The organism is Marichromatium sp. AB32, assembly GCF_003718675.1.
GTDB classification, from domain to species: Bacteria; Pseudomonadota; Gammaproteobacteria; order Chromatiales; family Chromatiaceae; genus Marichromatium; species Marichromatium gracile.
The window spans coordinates 89,665-109,749 of sequence record NZ_RHFJ01000004.1 but is presented as its reverse complement, the minus strand read 5'-3'; the positions used below and the strand labels follow the sequence as shown (position 1 = coordinate 109,749).

Below are 20,085 nucleotides of genomic sequence, written 5' to 3'. Positions count from 1 at the left end.
AGCCGGGCGGTTTGTCTCTGACGATCGCGGCTGGATGCGAGCGCCTACTGGAGGCTGGCGGCTGAAAGCTGGCAGCTTCTCCTCGCCCCCACGATTCAGCCACTCTCAGGTCCCGCCCATGTTGCTCGAAGAGACCGATCGTTATCAGCTCCATCGTCGGGGCCGCTATCTGTACGCCGCGCTGGCGCGGCCGCACCGGGTGCTCAGTACCTGCCGGATCAACGGCGGGCTGCGCGAGGATCTGAGCCATGTGGCCAATCACCAGGGCTGCGAGGGCGTGGCGCACGATCCGCGCGGGGCCACCGCGGTCGACGAGGGGCCGGGTGGCTATCATGTGCGCGCCTGCGAGGATGCCGGGTTGCCGCCGTCGCGCACCGCGCTGATGGCCACCGCCGCCAACATGCAGTGCGCGGTGCTCGGGCGCGCCGCCGAGGGCGATCTGGCGGTGACCGTGGCCGCCACCGCCGGGGTGCTCGGTAACGCCACCCGTGCCGGGGATCGCGCCGGTTGGGTGGAGTGCGAGGAGGGCTGTCGGGCACGCGGTGCCGCGTCCGAGACCGCGCCACCCGAGCGTGGCGCCGGTACCATCATCACCCTGGTGTTCATCAATCAGCCCTGTACGCCCGCCTGTCTGGTGCGCGCCGCGACCCTGGTGACCGAGGGCAAGAGCGCGGCGGTGCTCGATCTACGTGTGCCCAGCCTGCAATCGAGCGCGCTGGCCACGGGCACCGGCACCGATCAGCTCGCCATCGCCGCGCCGCTGGCGCGCGAGGGCGAATGGGAGCGGCAGTGGGCCGGCGGGCACAACCTGCTCGGCGAGCTGCTCGGGCACGCCACCCATCAGGCGGTGACCCGCTCGCTGCTGTTGCAAAACGGGCTCTGTCCCGAGCTGCGGCGCAACCTCTGCGGCGCGCTCGGACGTCACGGTTGCGACGAGCAGGCGCTGTGCCGCGCCGCCGAGCGCTGGTTGGCGGCGGATCTCGCCGAGGTCTTCGCCCGTAACCTGCAGGCGCTGGTGCACGACCCGCTGAGCGCGGCGGCGGCCTTCGCCCTGGCCGAGGTGCTGGATCTGGCCCGCGACGGGGTATTGCACGCCGAGGTCGCCCGCGAGGCGGTGCTCAACCAGGCCGCGCAGCTCGGCGCGGCGGTGGCGGTGTGTCCGGATGCCTTCGTGGCGCTGCGCGAGCGTCTGCTCGCCGAACCGGGGCTTGCGCCCGCCGAGCTGGCGGCACTGGCGGTGGTCGAGGGGTTTGCGCGCAAATGGAACTGACCTCTTCCGTCGCGCTGGTCCTCGGCGCCTGTCTGCTCGATGCCTTGCTCGGTGATCCGGTCTATCGTCTCCACCCGGTCCGGCTGATCGGCGCCTGGATCCAGACCTGCGAGCGCGTGCTCTTCGCGCGTGGGCTCGATGGCTATCTCGGGGGCGTGCTGCACTGGCTGCTGGTGGTCGGCGGCGCGCTCGGGGTGTGGTGGGTCGGCCATCTCGGGTTCGCTGCGCTGCACCCGGCGCTCGCCTTCGGCTGGGACCTGTTCATCGCCTACAGCCTGCTCTGTACCCGCGACCTGCTGGGGCAGGGGCTGCGGGTGCTGCGCGCGCTCGATGATCTGCCGGCGGCGCGACGGCACATGGTGATGCTGGTCGGGCGTGACACCGACCGGCTCGATCGTGCCGGGATCGTCCGCGCCACCATCGAGAGCCTGTCGGAGAATCTCACCGACGGCGTGCTCACGCCGCTGTGGGCCTTGTGTCTGTTCGGGGTGCCGGGGCTGGTGGTGGTCAAGGCGATCTCCACGCTCGATTCGATGATCGGTTACAAGAACGATCGCTATCGTCGCTTCGGCTGGGCCGGGGCGCGCTCGGATGATGTGGTGCACTGGCTGCCGGCGCGCCTCTCGGTGCCGCTGATCGCGCTCGCCGCCGCGCTGTTGCGCGGCCATCCCCGGCTGGTGTGGCCGGCGTTGCGCTATCGCACGCTGCTGCCGAGCCCGAACTCGGGCTGGAGCGAGGCGGCCTGTGCCGGGGCGCTGCGGGTGCGGTTGCTCGGTCCGGTGTGGTACGGCGGCGTGCTGATGGGCGAGGCCTACATCGGCGATCCCGACTGGCCCGCCGACCTCGACGGCGCCGACCTGCGCCGCGCGCTGCGGCTGATCCTGGTCGCCGCGCTGCTGGCGCTGGGGTTCGGGTTGATGGTGGTCGCGAGCCGATAGCGCATCAGCCGCCAGCAGCCAGCAGCCAGCCGCCAGCCGCCAGCCGCCAGCCGCCAGCGGATTGAACCGCAAAGCCGCAAGGAACGCGAAGGGGAAAGCGACCCGCTATCAGCCTCCAGCTTTCAGTCGCCAGCCTCCAGTCGGCGTCCTCACTCAGCGACCGTCGCAAACGGCAAGCCGCGTAGGATGGGCAAAGTGCAACGTGCCCATCTTCACAAGCTATCCGCCTCTTCGCCGGGCACGCTGCGCGTTGCCCGGCCTACCGCACTGGAGGCTGGCGGCTGAAAGCCGGCGGCTCGCCCCCCCCTTACTCCGGCGAGACCAGCTTGAGTCCGACGATGCCGATGACGATCAGGCCGACGAAGAAGAAGCGGGCGAGGGTGGCCGGTTCGGCGAACAGCCAGATGCCGATGGCGAAGGCGCCGACGGCGCCGATGCCGGTCCAGATTGCGTAGGCGGTGCCGATCGGGATGTCGCGCTGGGCGAGCAGCAGCAGTGCGCCACTGGCGACCATGCAGGCGGCCGCGAACAGGATCCAACCCCAGCGCATGCCCTGATCGGTCAGCCCGAGCTTGAGCCCGACCGGCCAACCCCATTCGAACATGCCGGCGATGACGAGATAGATCCAGGCCATTGTGAGGTCGTGTCTCCGTGATGCGTGGGTAGTGAAGTTAGGTGAGTGGGTGCTGAAGAGCCGCCAGCCGCCAGGGGATTGAACCGCAAAGACTCAAAGGACGCGAAGAAAGCCAAGCCGCGTGAGGACAGACAGCCACAGGCGGCTGGTGGCTGATCGCTGGAGGCTCTTGCTCTTCTCTCCTTCGCGCCCTTTAGGGTCTCAGCGGCTCAGTTGTTCTGACGCGAGCCGCGCTCGATCTCGACGCCGACGTCGATGCCCACGCCGATGGCGCCGGGCTTGTTGATGCGCAGTCGTACCCAGGGGATGCCGAACTCCTCGCGCAGCACGGCGGCGCAGCGCTCGGCCAGGGTCTCGATCAGCTCGGCGCGGTTGTCGGTGACCTCGCGGCGGATGCGGCGGGCGACGGCGTCGTAGTCGAGGGCGTCGTCGATGTGGTCGGTGGCGGCGGCGCGGGCGGCGTCGGTGGCCAGCTCCAGGTCGAGGATCAGCGGGCGCGGCTGCTCCTTCTCCCAGTCGTGGATGCCGATGACGGTGTCGACGCGCAGGCCGCGGATGAAGACGGTGTCCATGACAGGCTCCGGTGGCGGCGAAAAGCGAGAGAGGATACGCCCCCGCGCCGGTACGCGCGAGGCTTGACCTGTGGCGGCATCCCGGGTCCAATGCGCGCCATGATCACATCCATCCTGCTCATCATCGTCGCTTATCTGCTGGGCTCGCTCTCCAGCGCCATCATCGTCTGCCGTCTGATGGGGCTGCCCGATCCGCGCACCCAGGGCTCGAACAACCCCGGCGCGACCAATGTGCTGCGCTTCGGCGGCAAGAAGGCCGCCGCCATCACCCTGCTCGGCGACAGCCTCAAGGGGCTGGTGCCGATGCTCGCCGGGCACCTGCTCGGGCTCGACCCGCTGGCGCTCGCCGGGGTCGGTCTGGCGGCCTTCATCGGCCATCTCTATCCGGTGTTCTTCGGCTTCAAGGGGGGCAAGGGGGTCGCCACCGCGCTCGGCGTGCAGTTCGGCCTCTACTGGCCGATCGGGCTCTGTGTCGCCGCGGTGTGGCTGTTCGTCGCCAAGGTGCTGAAGATCTCCTCGCTCTCGGGGCTGATCTCGATGGCGCTGGCGCCGCTGTTCGTATGGCTGTTCTGGGACGAGAAGCCGCTGATCGGTATGCAGCTGATCATCACCGGGCTGCTGATCTGGCGTCACCGCAGCAACATCCGCAACCTGCTCGAAGGCACCGAGGGACGGATCAGCGCGGGCGACTGAGTCGTTCGCCGCCGCCCAGCTGTCGCGCTCACCACGAACGCGCCGCCTGCCGATGCAGGCGGCGCGTTCGTGCGTTCAGGCGGTGGTGCTGGTCGCGGCCTGTCGTGCGCCCTTGCGCCACTGTCCGGCGCCGAGCACGGCGAACAGCAGTGCGGCGACCAGCAAGGCGCCGCCGAGCAACGGACGATGTGCGATCCAGGCCAGGGCGATGACCAGGCTGCCGGTAGCCAGTGCGAGCAGCGCCGCGACCAGTCCGGTGGCGAAGCCGACCAGGCTGCCGAGCATCGGGATCAGGTCGGCGATGACCTTGAGCGGCGCGAGGATCAGCGCCAGGCCGATCCACAGCGCCACCACGCCGCCCACGCGCAGCCCCCAGGTGAGCAGGGCGTTGGCGCTGTGGGCGTGCTCGAACATGGTGATGGCGTCGATCTGCCCCGGCTCGAGCAGGGCGATGGTGCCGTGCTTGAGTCGCGCGGTGACCAGGGTGTCGCCCTGCTGGCGCCCGATCGCGCTGATCTCGCCATCGGGGTCGACCACCCGGAAGCTGACTCGCAGGTCGCCGACCTCGGGGTTCGCCGGTGTGCCCTTGTAGAAGCCGCTGCCGTCGCTGACGAAGCCCGTCGGTGCCTCCTCGGCGTCGACCGGGAGCGTCCGCGCGCCGCCGATCTGCGAGACGAACGCGGGTGCAAGGCGAAAGGCGCCGAGGGTCACCCGGTCGGCCTGCCACTGCTCGCTGGTGTAGGGCATCGTCGGGTTGTGGTGCCCCTCGGGGTGACGGAAGCCGTTGGAGTCGATCGGTTGGCTCGACCAGGTGCGCTGGTAGCTGTAGGTGGTCCGCGTGGTCTCGCCGCCGCCGAGTTCCTTGACCGTTTCCGATTCGCGCTGCTCACTCCACTGATACATCTCGACCTGGCGCTCCAGGCGGATCGCCGGGACCTCGATGGCGAAGATGGGGTCGCGCAGCCGTGCATCGGTGTGGGTCGTGCCGCTGAGATGGACGAGTTCGCCATCATTGGCCGGGTCGACCGGTGTGGCGGCGATCGAGACCACGGCCTCGGCGCCGGCATCGAGGGTGCGGGTGCGATCGATCGCGCGTCCCTCGTTCCACCACAGCAGCGAGCTGGCGACGACCACCAGGATGAGGCCGAAGAGGATGCCGGTGAGCGCGCCGCCGATGCGGCTGAACCAAGAGCGGTGGGTGGTCTCGGTGAAGCTGTCCATCGTGCTCTATATCTCCGTTTCGATGGCAGGGGTGAGCGGTGCGAGCTCTTCCATCGGCCAGCGCGCGCGGGGTTTGAACAGCAGCGGCTCGCTCGCGCCGGCGGCGAGACGCTGCCAGCCGGCATAGGCGATCATGGCGCCGTTGTCGGTGCAGAGTTCGGGGCGGGGGTAGTGCGCCTCACAGCCCTCGGCGGCGAGCGCCTCACCCATGCGTGCGCGCAGCCTGCGGTTGGCGCTGACCCCGCCGGCGAGCACCAGGCGGCGGCGCCCGGTCTCGCGCAGCGCGCGGCGACACTTGATCACCAGGGTGTCGACCACCGCCTCCTCGAAGGCGCGGGCGATGTCAGCGCGGGTCTGTGCGTCGATGCTGCCGCCGCTTTCCGCCTCGGCCTCGCGCAGGGTGTTGAGGGCGAAGGTCTTGAGGCCGCTGAAGCTGAAGTCGAGTCCGGGCCGGTCGGTCATCGGGCGGGGGAAGCGATAGCGCGTCGGATCGCCCTGCTCGGCCTCGCGCGAGAGCGCCGGTCCGCCGGGGTAGGGCAGACCGAGGATCTTGGCGGTCTTGTCGAAGGCCTCGCCGGCGGCGTCGTCGAGCGACTCGCCGAGGATGCGGTAACGTCCCACCCCGGTGACGTCGACGAGCTGGGTGTGTCCGCCCGAGACCAGCAGGGCGACGAAGGGGAAGGCGGGGGCCGAGTCCTCCAGCAGCGGTGCGAGCAGGTGCCCCTCCATGTGGTGCACGCCCACCGCCGGCACGCCGAGCGCCCAGGCGAGGCTGCGCCCGAGCGCGGCGCCGACCAGGAGCGCGCCGATCAGCCCGGGGCCGGCGGTGAAGGCCACGGCGTCGATGTCCTCGCGCGTCAGTCCGGCCTCGTCGAGCACCTCGCGGATCAGCGGCAGCGCCTTGCGGACATGATCGCGCGAGGCCAGCTCGGGCACCACGCCGCCGTACTCGGCGTGGATCGCGATCTGGCTGTAGACCGCGTGGGCGAGCAGACCATGCTCGCCGTCGTACAGGGCGACGCCGGTCTCGTCGCAGGATGTCTCGATACCTAACACACGCATGCCGCAATGGCCCTCGAACACTGGAATCGCAAACGGTTTAGTATACGCGCTCGGGCCCACAGGCCCCGGTCCCCTGGCGAGGTTTCTCGCCGGGGTGTATGTGCTTTCGTCTTTGCAATCGACTCGGGGTTCTCGTAAAATCCCCCTTCTTTGTATTGCCCAATCAACCCACTTGGAGCCATAAAGGACAATCCATGCCCAGCGTTCGCGTCAAAGAAAACGAGCCGTTCGAGGTCGCCATGCGACGTTTCAAGCGTTCCTGCGAGAAGGCAGGGGTGCTTGCTGAGGTCCGCCGTCGCGAGTTCTACGAAAAGCCCACCTCCGAGCGCAAGCGCAAGAAGGCTGCGGCCGTCAAGCGCCACCAGAAGAAGCTGCAGCGCGAGGCACGTCGCTGGGAACGCCCGTACTGAGGTTCCATCCCCGGCGTATCCCTGACCGAGGTCGACGGACCGGCGCCTGTCTCGCCCTGTCGGTTCCGTTGCGCGTCCAGAGCGAAACGATCTCGGCCTGACCCCATCCCTCAGGCTTCCTGAAAGACACATGCTCAAGCAGCAAATCCAAGCGGATATGAAGTCCGCCATGAAGGCGGGCGACAAGGACCGGCTCGCGGTGATCCGGCTGATCATGGCCGCGGTCAAGCAGCGCGAGGTCGACGAGCGCATCGAGCTCGACGACGCCCAGGTGCTGGCGGTGCTCGACAAGATGGTCAAGCAGCGTCGCGACTCGATCGATCAGTACACCCAGGCCGGTCGCGACGACCTGGCCAGCGGCGAGCGCGCCGAGGTCGAGATCATCCAGACCTATCTGCCCGCGCAGCTGACCGAGGCCGAGATCGCCGCCTGTATCGACGAGGCCGTCGAGACCACCGGTGCCGCCGCGATGAGCGACATGGGCAAGGTGATGGGCGTGCTGCGCCCGAAGATCCAGGGGCGTGCTGACATGGGCGCGGTGAGCGCGCTCGTCAAGCAGCGGCTCGGGGGCTGAGTACCGGATCGTCGCGCGCCTCCGGGCGTTGGCATCCGCGCATGGCTGGCAAGATCCCTCCGGAGTTCATCGATGATCTCCTCACGCGCGTCGACATCGTCGATGTCATCGGCGCGCGGGTCCAGCTACGCAAGGCCGGAAAGGAATTCCAGGCGCGTTGTCCCTTCCACGAAGAAAAAACCCCGTCCTTCACCGTCAGTCCGGCCAAGCAGTTCTATCATTGTTTCGGCTGCGGCGCTCACGGTACCGCCATCGGGTTCCTCATGGAGCACGATGGTCTGCCGTTTCGCGAGGCCATCGACGAACTGGCCCGGCTCGCCGGTGTCGAGGTCCCGATCGAGGGCGGGGAGCAGGTGCGCGGGCCGGATCACGGCCCGTTGTTCGCCCTGCTCGACGAGGCCGACGGGTTGTTTCGCCGCCAGCTGCGCGAGCACCCGCAGGCCGCGCGGGCGATCGATTATCTCAAGTCGCGTGGGTTGAGCGGCGAGATCGCCGCCCGTTACGGTATCGGTTTCGCGCCCGGGGGTGGAGATTTCCTGCTCTCGCGTCTGGGGCGTACGCCTGAGCGCTGTCGCCAGCTCGTCGACTGCGGTCTGATCGGCGAGCAGGACGGGCGGCGCTACGATCGCTTTCGCGATCGCATCATCTTCCCGATCCGCGATCGGCGCGGTCGGGTGATCGGGTTCGGGGGGCGGATCCTCGGTGACGGCCGCCCCAAGTATCTGAACTCACCGGAGACGCCGCTCTTTCACAAGGGTCGCGAACTCTACGGACTGTTCGAGGCCCAGCGCGGTGTCCGGCGCGGGCTCGAGCGGGTGCTGGTGGTCGAGGGCTATCTCGACGTCATCGCCCTGGCGCAACACGGTATCGACTGCGCCGTGGCGACCCTGGGGACCGCGACCACCGCGGACCATCTGCAGCGCCTCTCGCGCACCGCGCCCGAGTTGGTGTTCTGCTTCGATGGCGATCGCGCCGGTCGCGACGCGGCCTGGAAGGCGTTGGAGACCACGCTGCCGCTGGCCAGCGGCAGCCAGACCCAGCGTTTCCTGTTCCTCCCCGAGGGCGAGGACCCGGACACCCTGGTGCGCAAGGAGGGCGCTGAGGGCTTCCTTGCCCGGGTCGAGCAGGCGACGCCGCTGTCGCAGTTCCTGTTCGACCAGCTCACCGCCCAGGTCGACATGACCACCATCGATGGCCGGGCGCGGCTCGCGCCGCTGGCCCGGCCATTGATCGATCGGGTGCCCGCGGGGGTCTTTCGTGACCTGCTCGAGCAGCGCCTGAGCGAGCTGGTCGGGCTGGAGCGGCGCGCGCCCTCGTCGCGACGTCGAACATCGCGGGCGCCGCGTCAGAGCGCGCTGGAGCAGCAGCGCCCGAGCCGTACCGCCTGGGCCATCGCGCTGCTGCTCAATCACCCGTCACTGATGGCGCGGGTGGACGAGCTGCCGACGGACTGGCGACGCGCCTCGAATCAAGGGGTCGGAATCCTCGTGGAGTTGCTTGAAACCATTCGGCAGCACCCAACTCTCACCAAGGCTGCGTTGATCGAGCGCTGGCGTGATCACCCGCACTTCGATTATCTGCAGCGCCTGAGCGTACATCCGTTCCTGCGGCATGTCTCCGAGGAGGGCGCGGGGCCGGAGTTCGACGGGGCGCTGGAGCGGCTCGGTGCCGAGGTCCGCAAGCGCGAATGGTTGCGCAGCCTCGACGACAAGCTGCGTGCACGGGTCGGGCGGGACCCGGATGATCCACGCACTCATCGCGATGACTCATAACTTTGTGATTTTTCGTGCTACAATCGGAAGTTTGCTCAAAAGCCGCCTTCCGCAGCATTAGTCAAGGTATCCCATGGACCAAGAACATCATCAGTCGCAGCTGAAGCAGCTGATCGCCAGGGGCAAGGAACAAGGGTTTCTGACCTATGCCGAGGTCAACGATCACCTGCCTCCCGGTATCGTCGAGGCCGAGCAGATCGAAGATATCGTGCGCATGATCAACGACATGGGGATCATGGTCCATGAAACCGCGCCCGACTCCGATGACCAGACCCTGAGCGATTCTGCGGTCTCCGACGACGAGGCTGCGGAGGCTGCGGCGGCGGCGCTGGCCTCGGTCGACAGCGAGTTCGGTCGCACCACCGATCCGGTGCGGATGTACATGCGCGAGATGGGTTCGGTCGAGCTGCTCACCCGCGAGGGCGAGCTGATCATCGCCAAGCGCATCGAGGACGGCCTCAACCAGGTGCTTGCCGCGCTGTCGGTCTATCCGCGTGCAGTCGAGCGCCTGATCGAGCTGTTCGACCAGGTCGAGCGTGAGGAGAAGCGCCTGACCGATGTCATCTCCGGCTTCAACGACGCCACCGATGACGAGCCGGCCACCCCGGTCCAGCACGGTCAGTCAGCCCAGCAGAAGGACAAGAACAACGCCGCTGCCGACGACGACGCCGATCACGATGGCGACGCCGACGATGACGACGACGACGAAGACGACACCCCGGTCGACACCGGCCCCGATCCTGAGGATGCGGCGCGCCGCGCCAAGCTGCTGCGCGAGCACTTCGCGGTGATGCGCGAGGCGCTGGAGCAGTACGGCCGCGACGACGAGCGTTCGCGCAAGGCGATGGCCGAGACCTCCGAGGTCTTCCTCCAGTTCAAGCTGGTCGCCGCGGTGTTCCAGGAGCTCGCCGAGCTGCTGCGCGGCACCATCGAGCGCATCCGCGCCCAGGAGCGCCAGATCCAGTCGCTCTGCGTGCGTCAGGCAGGCGTGCCGCGCAAGGCCTTCATCGAGGGCTTCAGCGGCAACGAGAGCAGCCCCGAGTGGCTCGACAAGCTGCTCGCCAGCGGCAAGCCCTATGCCGCGCGTCTCGAGCCCCTGGCCGCCGACGTGCGTCGCGCCCAGCGCAAGCTCCAGGACCTCGAGCGCGAGAACTTCCTCACCATCACCGAGGTGAAGGACGTCAACCGCAAGATGTCGATCGGCGAGGCCAAGGCCCGTCGCGCCAAGAAGGAGATGGTCGAGGCCAACCTGCGACTGGTGATCTCGATCGCCAAGAAGTACACCAACCGCGGGCTGCAGTTCCTCGATCTCATCCAGGAAGGCAACATCGGCCTGATGAAGGCGGTCGACAAGTTCGAATACCGTCGCGGCTACAAGTTCTCGACCTACGCCACCTGGTGGATTCGTCAGGCGATCACCCGCTCGATCGCCGACCAGGCGCGCACCATCCGTATCCCGGTGCACATGATCGAGACCATCAACAAGCTCAACCGCATCTCCCGTCAGATGATCCAGGAGATGGGCCGCGAGGCCACCCCCGAGGAGCTGGCCATCCGCATGGACATGCCCGAGGACAAGGTGCGCAAGGTGCTCAAGATCGCCAAGGAGCCGATCTCCATGGAGACCCCGATCGGTGACGACGAGGACTCGCACCTCGGCGACTTCATCGAGGACGCCGGCGTCGTCTCCCCGGTCGACTCGGCCACCTCCGAGGGGCTGCGCGAGGCCACCCAGAACATGCTCGCCAGCCTCACCTCGCGCGAGGCCAAGGTGTTGCGCATGCGCTTCGGCATCGACATGAACACCGACCACACCCTCGAAGAGGTCGGCAAGCAGTTCGACGTCACCCGCGAGCGCATCCGCCAGATCGAGGCCAAGGCCCTGCGCAAGCTGCGCCACCCGACCCGCTCGGAACGCCTGCGCAGCTTCCTCGACGCCGACTGATCGGCTATCCTTTCGACCCGCCCATCCGCGGCGGGTCAGACCCCATCGGGCCGTTAGCACAGCGGTTAGTGCAGGGGACTCATAATCCCTTGGTCGTAGGTTCGAATCCTACACGGCCCACCAACTCTGACATCCCCGGATCGACGACGAAGGCAGTCGTCTGAACCCTACACAGCAGTCAGTGACGACTTCGAGACGGCTCGACGTGAAGGTGCCAGGTGCGCGCCGAGACCGACGAGGAGGCCGACAGTGGTCATGGATGCTGTGAGGTGCGTCGATGCCGGGTCGACGACGACCTCGCTTTGCCTGCTCCAGCTCACTGGACGAGAAGACTGCACAGCGTCGCCATGGTCGAGGCCGAGTGCTACCTCGGCGAGCAAATCTGCCGCGAGTTCGGCTACGACATCACCCGCCTCGCGCACGACGCTCGTCAGCGCTGCCAAGCGGTGCACCGACACCGGGGGTGGAGAACCGCTTGCATTGGGTAGTCGATATCATTTTCAGGATGACTGCTGCGTCTGGCCCCATCATGTCCCGCCAAACTTCAACACCTTACGGATGTCGTAGCAGCGCATTCAGCCAGCACTCGGATTCTCGCCCCGGTCGCCGATCGGCCGTTGTCCAGACCTCCACAGTCTCCAGTTCCTCGGTCTCGGACACCAGTGTTGCAAGCCTATCCTCATCGAGATCGGTGAATCGTCGACCGTTGTGCTCATGCTCGCCCGTGCCGTACTTGAACGAGGCATAGAGCACACCGGCAGGTTTGAGCGATCGCGCGAGTCGGTGCAAAGCGGCAGGCAGCTCGGTCAGCGACACATGCAGCAAACTCGCACAGGCCCAGATGCCGTCGAAGGTTGCAGACCATTCGACCTCCTGGAAGCGGCGAATCTCGACATCGATCCCGCAATGGGCGGTGGCGAGGATGGCCAGGGTCGGCGAGGCATCGAAAGCGGTCACGGTATAGCCGCGTTCCAGGAAGGCGCGGGTATCACGGCCAGAGCCGCATCCGGCATCGAGCAGTCGCCCGCCCGGCGGGACATGAGCGAGAAAGCGTGCGTAGAGCGGCTCCATGTCGACGTCGTGCGTCGCGGCGAAGAAAGCGCTGGCATGGGTGTTGTAGTAATCAAGAGTCATGCGGGGATTGTGGGTGCACTACAGTTACGCGTCTACACGCCGCCCGAAATCGCCATCGCCCTTGGACTCCCAGGTCTCAGAACTCGCCCGCGATAGCATCGAAAATACCCTGCTGGATCATCGCTTTCTGGGATGTCAGGAAGGTCTTGAGCGCATCGACGGCTTTCTCGCGGCGGCTGCCAAGACCATCGACGAGACCGCCGAGCCGCTCCCCTACGCCATCGGCTGACGATGGATGCCTGTTGGGTCAGTATGCTCGCCCCCTCGTGGGGGAGGTGCCCGACACTGGAGCACTTGCCTGAGCACGACATCCCAAGCTGGGCCGAGGTCACCGTCCCCGAGCTGGCCCGCTCGCTTCAATGTCGAGACCTTGACGCTGGCCCTTCTGGATGATGGGATGATGGGGACATTGCCCCTCGTTTGGGTTTCGCCAACCTGGAAGGTGACCAGCTGGCCATGATGGAAGAGACTTGGCGCTCATCGAGCGCCTGCATCGATGCGCTGCTCAGATCGATAGGGTACGCCGAAGCATGATCGATCCGATCGGGAACAACTCGCTACCTCCTGCACCCGAACTCAACATCAGCGCGCTCTCGGCATTGTTCCGGCACACCACGAACTCTTACAAGTTCGTTTTCTTCCTCGCGCTTCTGGATCTGCTCAAGCGTCACCGCTTCGACGCCGAACGGCCTTATACATACGATGAACTCACCGTCGAGATGCTGGTGATCGCGTGGTATCCGCACACCTTCTTCAAGCTGTCGTTCGGCGCTCAGGATACGATCGCGCAGAAGCTCGATGGGCTAGAGCTGGACTTGGGTGGCGCCAATCACAGCGTTGTGGATCACAAGGCACTGCGTGCAGCCTTGGAAGCGGCTTCGCTCAAGGACGCCGGGCGGCTGATGGAGTTCGTCCCCTATCGTCTGCTGGCTCCCTTCCTTGAACCGCACTTGCAGGGCGTCGATCGCGGTGCCTGGATGGTGTTCGAGCGCGCCATGCCCGCGATCACTAATGCCCACTTCGAGACGGCACGTCCACTCTACCGCTTCGATAGCGACGACTATCAGCACTGCTCGGCCATACGCTGGCATCCAGCCTGGGTGGCCTATTTGGAGCGACACTGGTCGATCATCAAGAGCTGGGCGGCGTGGCGCTGGCTGCACTACATGCAGCGGCGCAATCCAACCACTCCGAGTCTGTCGAACAAACTCTTTCCTCCGGCCAAGCGCGAGGCGCTGACCAAGCAGACGAAGTATTGGCGCGGGATCCTGGAGCAGGAGACCGGTCCCCCGCTGACCTGCATCTATTCCGGCGAGCCGCTGACTGCCGCGAGCTTCGCCCTCGATCACTATCTGCCGTGGTCGTTCGTGGTTCACGATCAGCTCTGGAACCTGATCCCAACCCCGTCTGCGGTGAACTCGGCCAAATCCAACCGGCTCCCGAGCGTTGACTATCTGCCGGGCTTCGTGTCCTTGCAGCATCGCGGTTTGTTGATCACCCGCCAGTCGCTCGGCGAGGCGCGCTTCGGCAAGGTGGTCGAGGACTATCTGGCCGATTTGCATCTACCGTCGCTGGAAGCGCTGTTGGACTTCGATCAACTCCAGAATGCCTACGCGCGCACTCTCGGTCCTCTACTGACTCTGGCCACCAACCAGGGCTTCATTCCCGACTGGCACTACAGGTCCCTGAGTGTGGACCCCATGACTGCCCCGAGTGTGGTGGCCCTCCCGCACCCGATGCGCCTGGAAGCGGCGACCGATCAGGTCGCCGACAGTCAGGATCTCGGGCACGCGCCCCCGCCCTCAGCGCTTTGCCCATCCTGATCGACGAAACCATCCCGACCGAAGCGCTCATCAACATCGTTCCCGGATTGCACGATCTGTTCGTTCATCACTTCGGGTTTTCAGTGCTCTGAGGCTTCCCCGCCCCCCATCGCCTCCGGCTTGGCTTCCCCCCCCACTGCCACCATCCCTGTAGCTACGGTTGCATCACGCCGTTGACCGAGGGTCGCTGCGTGTCGTGTGCCTGGGCCGAGCGGGAGTCTTCATGGGGGTCAAGCGGGGGATTATGAGCGAAGACAGCAACGAAGCGGATCGTCTGGCCGCGCTCGCGCGCTACGGTCTGCTCGATACGCCGCCCGAGGAAGGGTTCGATCGGTTGACGCGGGTCGCGGCCTTTCTGTTCTCGGCGCCGATCGCGCTGATCTCGCTGGTGGATCGGGATCGACAGTGGTTCAAGTCGGCCTGCGGGCTGGCCGGGCGCGAGACCCCGCGCGAATGGGCCTTCTGCGCGCACGCCATCCGGGGCACCGAGGTGATGGTGGTGCCCGATGCCACGCGCGACCCGCGCTTTTGCGACAACCCGCTGGTGACTGGGCCGCCGCACATCCGTTTCTACGCCGGGGCGCCCCTGCTCACCGCCGACGGCTTCGCGCTCGGCACCCTGTGCGTGATCGACGCCACGCCCCGCCCGGGGATGTCCGGCGGGCATCAGTTGATCCTGCGCGATCTCGCGCGCCTGACCATGGATCTGCTGGAATTGCGTCAGGTGCGTGGCGGGATCCATTGATATCGCCCGGATGAATCTGGGACGAGCATGACAGAGGGGCAGGGGGCGATGCCTGATCGAGCTGACAGTGCGTTCACGGTCGCCGGTGGTCGTACCGGTGGACGTGTCTTGCTGCCGAGGGCGGTCGGTGTCGGTGAGGTCTTCGCCCTGCGTGGTTATCTGATCGCCAGCCTGACGATCATCGCGCTGTTGCTGAGCGCAAGCTTTCTCGTCCTCTCCGAGGGCTTGCGCGAACTCGAGGGGGCGAGCCGGGTGGTCAATCTCTCGGGGCGGCAGCGGATGCTGGTGACCCGGGTGGATGCCCTGATGACCCGGCTGCCGCTGACCGAGGAGCCGGGGCAGGTGAAACGCCTGCACGATGAACTCGCGGCCAATCTGGCCCAGCTCGAACGGGTGCATCGCGCGTTGATCGACGGCTCTGCCGAGTTGCGGCTGGCGCGCGCGGAGAGTCACGCGGTGGAGGCGATCTATCACGAGCTGCCCTATCGGCTCGATGACGCCATGGTGCGTTATCTTGCCCGGGTGCGCGAGTCGCTGGCATCCGGTCTCGGCGAGCGCGGCGGCACGGGGGGCGTGCTCCCGGAGCTGTGGGCGTTGCGCAATGAGGTGGTGCTCGGGCTCGAGGCGCTCACCAAGCAGTTCGAGCAAGAGGTGACTGATGGCGTCCGCGCGGTCCGTTGGTTCGGCGTGGCGCTGTTTCTCTCGCTGCTGCTGTGTCTGGTCGGGATCTGGCATTTCAGCTTCCGCCCGATGGCGCGCCGGATCATGCGCGAGCGCGAGCTGCTGCGCGGTATCACCGAGCACGTCGCCGAGGGCATCATCACCGTCGATGCCGAGGGTCGGGTGCGTTCGGCGAACCCGGCCGCGGCGCAGATCTTCGGGCGCGCGGCGAGCGCCATGGTCGATCACGATGTCCAGACGCTGATCCCCGGCCTGGCCCTGGACGATGTCGATCTCTCGTGCGAGATGCGGGGGCGTCGGGACGACGGCAGCGAGATCCCGCTCGAGGTCTCGCGCAGCGCCATGCACGCGGCCGGTCTGCGGCTGTCGATCTGCGTGGTGCGGGATGTCTCGGTGCGCCATGATGCCGCGCAGGCGTTGCGCATGGAGCGCGCGCGGCTGCAGACCTTCGTCCGTCATACCCCGGCGGCGGTGGCGATGTTCGATCGCGAGATGCGTTATCTGCTGTGCAGCGAGCGCTGGCGCATCGATTACGGGCTCGGTGATCGGGCGTTGCTCGGCCACTGCCATTACGACATCTTCCCCGAGATCCCGGAGCGCTGGCGCGCCATCCATCAGCGTTGTCTGAAGGGGCAGATCGAGCGTTGCGAGGAGGACCCATTCACCCGGGCCGACGGTACGGTCGATTGGGTGCGCTGGGAGATCCACCCCTGGTTCGACGGCGAGTCGGTCGGCGGGATCATCATGTTCACCGAGGTCATCACCCCGCGCAAGCTGGCCGAGGCCGCGCTCAATCTGCGCGACCGCGCGATCGAGGCGGCCAGTTGCGGCATCCTCATCACCGATGCGCGCCGCGCCGACAACCCGCTGGTCTATGTCAATCCCGAGTTCGAGCGCATCACCGGCTATCGCGCCAGCGAGGTCGTCGGTCATAACTGCCGACTGTTGCAGGCCGGCGACTCGGATCAGCCCGGTGTGGAGACGCTCCGGGAGGCGCTCGGCGGGCGGCAGCCGGTCACGGTGTTGCTGCGTAACTATCGCAAGGACGGCAGCCTGTTCTGGAACCAGATCTCGCTCGCACCGGTCTTTGACAACGACGGCGAGTTGGTCCATTTCGTCGGTATCCTCACCGACGTCACCGAGCGCATCCGTGCCGAGGAGGCGTTGCGCGAGAGTCGCGAACGCTATCGCTCACTCTATAACGACACCCCGGTGATGCTCAGCTCGATCGATGCCGAGGGTCGGCTGGTGGCGGTCAGCGATTACTGGTTGCGCAAGCTCGGTTATACCCGCGAGGCGGTCATCGGTCGTCCGGTGGTCGAGTTCCTCACCGCGGCGTCACGCCACTTCTACACCCAGCAGGCATTGCCGATGCTGGTGCGTCAGGGCAGTTGCGAGGGGGTGGCCTATACCCTCGTGCGTCGCGACGGCACGCCGCTGGAGATCGAGCTCTCGGCGATCGCCGAGGTCGACGCCGAGGGGCGGCTGGTGCGCGCCCTGGCGGTGATGAACGATGTCACCGACAAGAAACGCACCGAGGACGAGTTGCGTCAGGTGCAGAAGCTCGAGGCGATCGGTCAGCTCACCGGTGGCATCGCGCACGACTTCAACAACCTGCTGGCAGTGGTGATGGGCAATCTGCAACTGGTCGAGCGCCGGGTACGCGATAACGACCGGGTTCGCACCAACGTGCGCAACGCCCTGGAGGCGACGGCCAGGGGCGCCGAGCTGACCCGGCAGTTGCTCGCCTTCGCTCGTCGTCAGCCGCTTGCGCCCCGGCTCACCAACGTCAATACGCTGGTCTCGGGGATGACCGACCTGCTGCGGCGCACCCTCAGCTCGCAGATCGAGGTGGAGCTGCGGCTGTGCGAGCGGATCGCGCCGGTGATGGTCGACCCCGTGCAGCTCGAATCGGCCCTGCTCAACCTGGCGATCAATGCCCGCGATGCCATGCCCGAGGGCGGACGCTTGCTGATCGAGACCGACAACATCGAACTCGACGCGCGTTATGCCGCCACCCATCCCCAGCTCAATGCCGGCGAGTTCGTGATGATCGGCATGACCGACACCGGTGCCGGTATCCCCCGCGAGATCCAGGGACGCATCTTCGAACCCTTTTTCACCACCAAGCCCGCCGGTCAGGGCACCGGGCTCGGGTTGAGCATGCTCTATGGCTTCGTGCGCCAGTCGATGGGCGATCTCCAGGTCTACAGCGAGCCCGGTCAGGGGGCGACCTTCCGCATCTATCTGCCACAGGCCACCGACGACGATCAGGAGAGTGGGGCCTGGCGTGCTGGTGCCCGGCGGGCGCTCGTCCGTCATGGCCGGGGTGAGCTGATCCTGCTGGTCGAGGACGATCGCCGGGTGCGCGAGACCCATACCGCGCTGTTGGCGGAGCTCGGCTATCGGGTGATGAGCGCCGAGGATGGCGAGCAAGGCCTGGCGTTGCTGCGTGCTAACCCCGAGATCGCGCTGCTGTTCTCCGACGTCGTCATGCCCGGCGGTCTCTCCGGTCCCGAGCTGGCCGAGCAGGCGTGCGCCCTGCGTCCGACGTTGCCGGTGCTGTTGACCTCGGGGCATCCTCGCGACCATCTGGCCGGCGCACTCGGCGCGTACCCCTTCATCTCCAAGCCGTTCTCGGAGCGCAAGCTCGCCGAGGTGCTGAGCACGCTGCTCGACCCGGAGGGCGGCGCCATTGTCGAATCGGTCAATTCAGCGAAGGATGATGCTTGATGAGGCATAGCGAGCGACTTCTCGTCGTCGATGACACCCCCGGGGTGTGTGATCTCATTCGCGACGTCGCCGAGGACCTGGGCTACGAGGTCCAGGTGGTGATGTCTCGCGATGACTTCGAGACGGTGTTCACGGCGATCGATCCGACCCTGATCACCCTCGATCTGCAGTTCCCCGGTGGCGACGGGGTGGAGATCCTGCGTTATCTCGCCGACCAGGGCTGCGCGGCGCCGATCGTCGTCATCAGCGGCTTCGACACCCGCGTGGTCAGCTCGGCGATGCGCATCGGCCAGACCCACGGGCTGCGGATGCTCGGCTCGCTCAGGAAGCCGTTCTCCATCCAGGATCTCGAAAACCTGATCGCGCCCATCGGCGTGCGGACATTCAAGCCCGGCGCGGCGGATCTGCGCGAAGCGCTCGATCAAGGCGACATCCTGCCTTTCTTCCAGCCCAAGGCCTGTCTGGTGCATCCCGGTGGCCCGGCCATCTGCGAGGCCGAGGCGCTGGCGCGCTGGCAGCATCCGCAGCATGGTCTGATCGAGCCGGCGCAGTTCATCCCGCTGGCCGAATCGACCGGGATGATCCTGCCGCTGACCTGGACCATGGTCGAGCAGAGCGCTCGCCAGCTGGTGCAGTGGCGGGCCGAGGGGCTGCACCTGTCGGTCGCGGTCAATATCGCCCCGGCGGTGATCCAGGATCTCGACTATCCCGACCGCCTCGCGGCCTTGGTGGAGCGCGCCGGCGCCTCGCCCGAATGGTTCACCCTGGAGGTCACCGAGTCCGGGGCGATGCGCGACTCGGAGCGCGCCATGGACATCCTCACGCGGTTGCGGCTCAAGGGCTTCAATCTCTCCTGCGACGACTTCGGCACCGGTTACTCGTCGCTGGTGCAGCTCTATCGCATGCCCTTCTGCGAACTCAAGATCGATCGCTCCTTCGTGGTCGACTGCATCGACCAGCCAGAGGCGCGGGTGATCATCCGTGCCAGCATCGAACTCGGCCACAACCTCGGCCTGACCGTCTGCGCCGAGGGCGTGGAGACGCAGGATGTGTTCGATTATCTCCATGCCCAGGGCTGCGACTCCATCCAGGGCTATCACGTCGGCTACCCGGTGCCGGCGATCGACCTGCCCGAGCTGGTCCGCGAGGCCTCGCGCCGACTGCTCGAGATCGAGTCTTGAGTGGGACGGTGGACAGCGGGCATCGGGTCGCTTACCTTGAGTCCCTCGGACCCTTGGCGCAGCCCTCGGAGAGTCACGCGTGCACGTCAACTTTTCGGTTGCCGGAATTTTTGCGAACCACCCTCGCAGGTGCTTGTTTGGAAAGCCTTTCTGGCAACTGGCAGTCCGAACCAGAGACCCGATCTAAAGGGGATTAAGACCGAGCATTTCTGTGCTGACAGCGGAACGAAGCATTGTCCGAACCAGAGATCCGATCTAAAGGGGATTAAGACCAGCAACAGATCGCTCGGCAGCGGGCCTTTCAGGGAGTCCGAACCAGAGACCCGATCTAAAGGGGATTAAGACCCCGTTGGTGGCTGGTGGCGGGCGCATGGCCCGCCGTCCGAACCAGAGACCCGATCTAAAGGGGATTAAGACCAGTCTGCGGACGACGTCGCGGTTGTTGTCCGCGGTCCGAACCAGAGACCCGATCTAAAGGGGATTAAGACCGAGCATGGCGCAGCGCGGGCACAGGCTGTCGCGCGTCCGAACCAGAGACCCGATCTAAAGGGGATTAAGACGTGTCGCGTTTACGTCCACTATATTGCTTCATTTGTCCGAACCAGAGACCCGATCTAAAGGGGATTAAGACGCGCACCGCCTTCGGCAGTGCGGCGTCTGCCCGGGTCCGAACCAGAGACCCGATCTAAAGGGGATT

General features: G+C 66.5%; 17 protein-coding genes, 1 tRNA gene and 1 CRISPR repeat array (1 of these 19 only partly in view). Of the genes, 13 read left to right on the top strand and 5 right to left on the bottom strand.

Annotation, left to right across the window (positions count from 1 at the left end; all coding sequences use genetic code 11):
* Positions 1-118 precede the first annotated feature (118 nt).
* Positions 119-1,270 carry an adenosylcobinamide amidohydrolase gene (locus tag EBL85_RS02665; protein ID WP_123140661.1) on the top strand — a complete coding sequence of 384 codons (1,152 nt, stop codon included), beginning with the start codon at positions 119-121 and terminating at the stop codon, positions 1,268-1,270.
* A complete protein-coding gene (gene cbiB, locus EBL85_RS02660; RefSeq protein ID WP_123142104.1) occupies positions 1,261-2,208 on the top strand; it encodes an adenosylcobinamide-phosphate synthase CbiB in 948 nt (315 codons plus the stop codon). Before EBL85_RS02665 ends, cbiB begins: the two co-directional genes overlap by 10 nt.
* 307 nt (positions 2,209-2,515) lie before the next feature.
* Here the strand turns inward: cbiB and EBL85_RS02655 are convergent, their stop codons facing one another.
* Positions 2,516-2,842, bottom strand: coding sequence for a multidrug efflux SMR transporter (locus EBL85_RS02655; protein WP_123142103.1), 327 nt, complete (start codon positions 2,840-2,842; stop codon positions 2,516-2,518).
* 209 nt (positions 2,843-3,051) lie between these two features.
* Complete coding sequence (folB, locus tag EBL85_RS02650; RefSeq protein WP_123142102.1) at positions 3,052-3,414, bottom strand: dihydroneopterin aldolase; 363 nt, start codon at positions 3,412-3,414, stop codon at positions 3,052-3,054.
* A gap of 99 nt (positions 3,415-3,513) precedes the next feature.
* Between folB and plsY the strand changes: the two genes are divergently transcribed.
* A complete protein-coding gene (plsY, locus tag EBL85_RS02645) occupies positions 3,514-4,107 on the top strand; it encodes a glycerol-3-phosphate 1-O-acyltransferase PlsY (protein ID WP_123142114.1) in 594 nt (197 codons plus the stop codon).
* A 75-nt stretch (positions 4,108-4,182) separates the two neighbouring features.
* On the opposite strand, the gene EBL85_RS02640 is transcribed toward plsY, so the two are convergent.
* A complete protein-coding gene (locus tag EBL85_RS02640; RefSeq protein WP_123142101.1) occupies positions 4,183-5,328 on the bottom strand; it encodes a TMEM43 family protein in 1,146 nt (381 codons plus the stop codon).
* A 6-nt stretch (positions 5,329-5,334) separates the two neighbouring features.
* Positions 5,335-6,390, bottom strand: a complete 1,056-nt coding sequence (gene tsaD, locus EBL85_RS02635) for a tRNA (adenosine(37)-N6)-threonylcarbamoyltransferase complex transferase subunit TsaD (RefSeq protein ID WP_123140665.1) — start codon at positions 6,388-6,390, stop codon at positions 5,335-5,337.
* A 194-nt stretch (positions 6,391-6,584) separates the two neighbouring features.
* Here tsaD and rpsU point away from each other — a divergent pair, with 194 nt between their 5' ends.
* From rpsU to EBL85_RS02610, 5 genes are all read left to right on the top strand, one after another.
* On the top strand, positions 6,585-6,800 hold the full coding sequence (gene rpsU, locus EBL85_RS02630) for a 30S ribosomal protein S21 (protein ID WP_005220880.1): 216 nt from the start codon (positions 6,585-6,587) through the stop codon (positions 6,798-6,800).
* Positions 6,801-6,930: 130 nt separating this feature from the next.
* A complete protein-coding gene (locus tag EBL85_RS02625; RefSeq protein ID WP_123140666.1) occupies positions 6,931-7,374 on the top strand; it encodes a GatB/YqeY domain-containing protein in 444 nt (147 codons plus the stop codon).
* Positions 7,375-7,415: 41 nt separating this feature from the next.
* Positions 7,416-9,146 carry a DNA primase gene (dnaG, locus tag EBL85_RS02620; protein WP_123142100.1) on the top strand — a complete coding sequence of 577 codons (1,731 nt, stop codon included), beginning with the start codon at positions 7,416-7,418 and terminating at the stop codon, positions 9,144-9,146.
* A 73-nt stretch (positions 9,147-9,219) separates the two neighbouring features.
* Positions 9,220-11,091: an RNA polymerase sigma factor RpoD gene (rpoD, locus tag EBL85_RS02615; RefSeq protein ID WP_123140668.1), complete on the top strand. Its 1,872-nt coding sequence runs from the start codon at positions 9,220-9,222 to the stop codon at positions 11,089-11,091.
* A gap of 47 nt (positions 11,092-11,138) precedes the next feature.
* Positions 11,139-11,214, top strand: a tRNA-Ile gene (locus EBL85_RS02610).
* Between the two features lie 429 nt (positions 11,215-11,643).
* Here the strand turns inward: EBL85_RS02610 and EBL85_RS02605 are convergent.
* Positions 11,644-12,225 carry a bifunctional 2-polyprenyl-6-hydroxyphenol methylase/3-demethylubiquinol 3-O-methyltransferase UbiG gene (locus EBL85_RS02605; RefSeq protein WP_123142099.1) on the bottom strand — a complete coding sequence of 194 codons (582 nt, stop codon included), beginning with the start codon at positions 12,223-12,225 and terminating at the stop codon, positions 11,644-11,646.
* 13 nt (positions 12,226-12,238) lie between these two features.
* Here EBL85_RS02605 and EBL85_RS17035 point away from each other — a divergent pair, with 13 nt between their 5' ends.
* The 5 genes from EBL85_RS17035 (at position 12,239) to EBL85_RS02585 (ending at position 19,388) form a co-directional block, all read left to right on the top strand.
* Entirely contained in the window at positions 12,239-12,454 is a 216-nt protein-coding gene (locus EBL85_RS17035; protein ID WP_148040509.1) for a hypothetical protein, read from the top strand.
* A 301-nt stretch (positions 12,455-12,755) separates the two neighbouring features.
* Entirely contained in the window at positions 12,756-14,048 is a 1,293-nt protein-coding gene (locus tag EBL85_RS02600; RefSeq protein WP_123142098.1) for an HNH endonuclease domain-containing protein, read from the top strand.
* 244 nt (positions 14,049-14,292) lie between these two features.
* The gene (locus EBL85_RS17375; RefSeq protein ID WP_305027528.1) at positions 14,293-14,793 is read left to right on the top strand and encodes a GAF domain-containing protein; all 501 of its coding nucleotides are present in this window, start codon (positions 14,293-14,295) and stop codon (positions 14,791-14,793) included.
* Between the two features lie 48 nt (positions 14,794-14,841).
* On the top strand, positions 14,842-18,207 hold the full coding sequence (locus EBL85_RS02590) for a PAS domain S-box protein (protein WP_190288027.1): 3,366 nt from the start codon (positions 14,842-14,844) through the stop codon (positions 18,205-18,207).
* Positions 18,207-19,388 carry an EAL domain-containing protein gene (locus EBL85_RS02585; protein ID WP_123142095.1) on the top strand — a complete coding sequence of 394 codons (1,182 nt, stop codon included), beginning with the start codon at positions 18,207-18,209 and terminating at the stop codon, positions 19,386-19,388. The genes EBL85_RS02590 and EBL85_RS02585 overlap by 1 nt, the downstream gene beginning before the upstream one ends.
* Before the next feature lie 163 nt (positions 19,389-19,551).
* A CRISPR array of direct repeats spans positions 19,552-20,085; the repeat unit is 37 nt; unit sequence GTCCGAACCAGAGACCCGATCTAAAGGGGATTAAGAC; it runs 647 nt beyond the window's last position.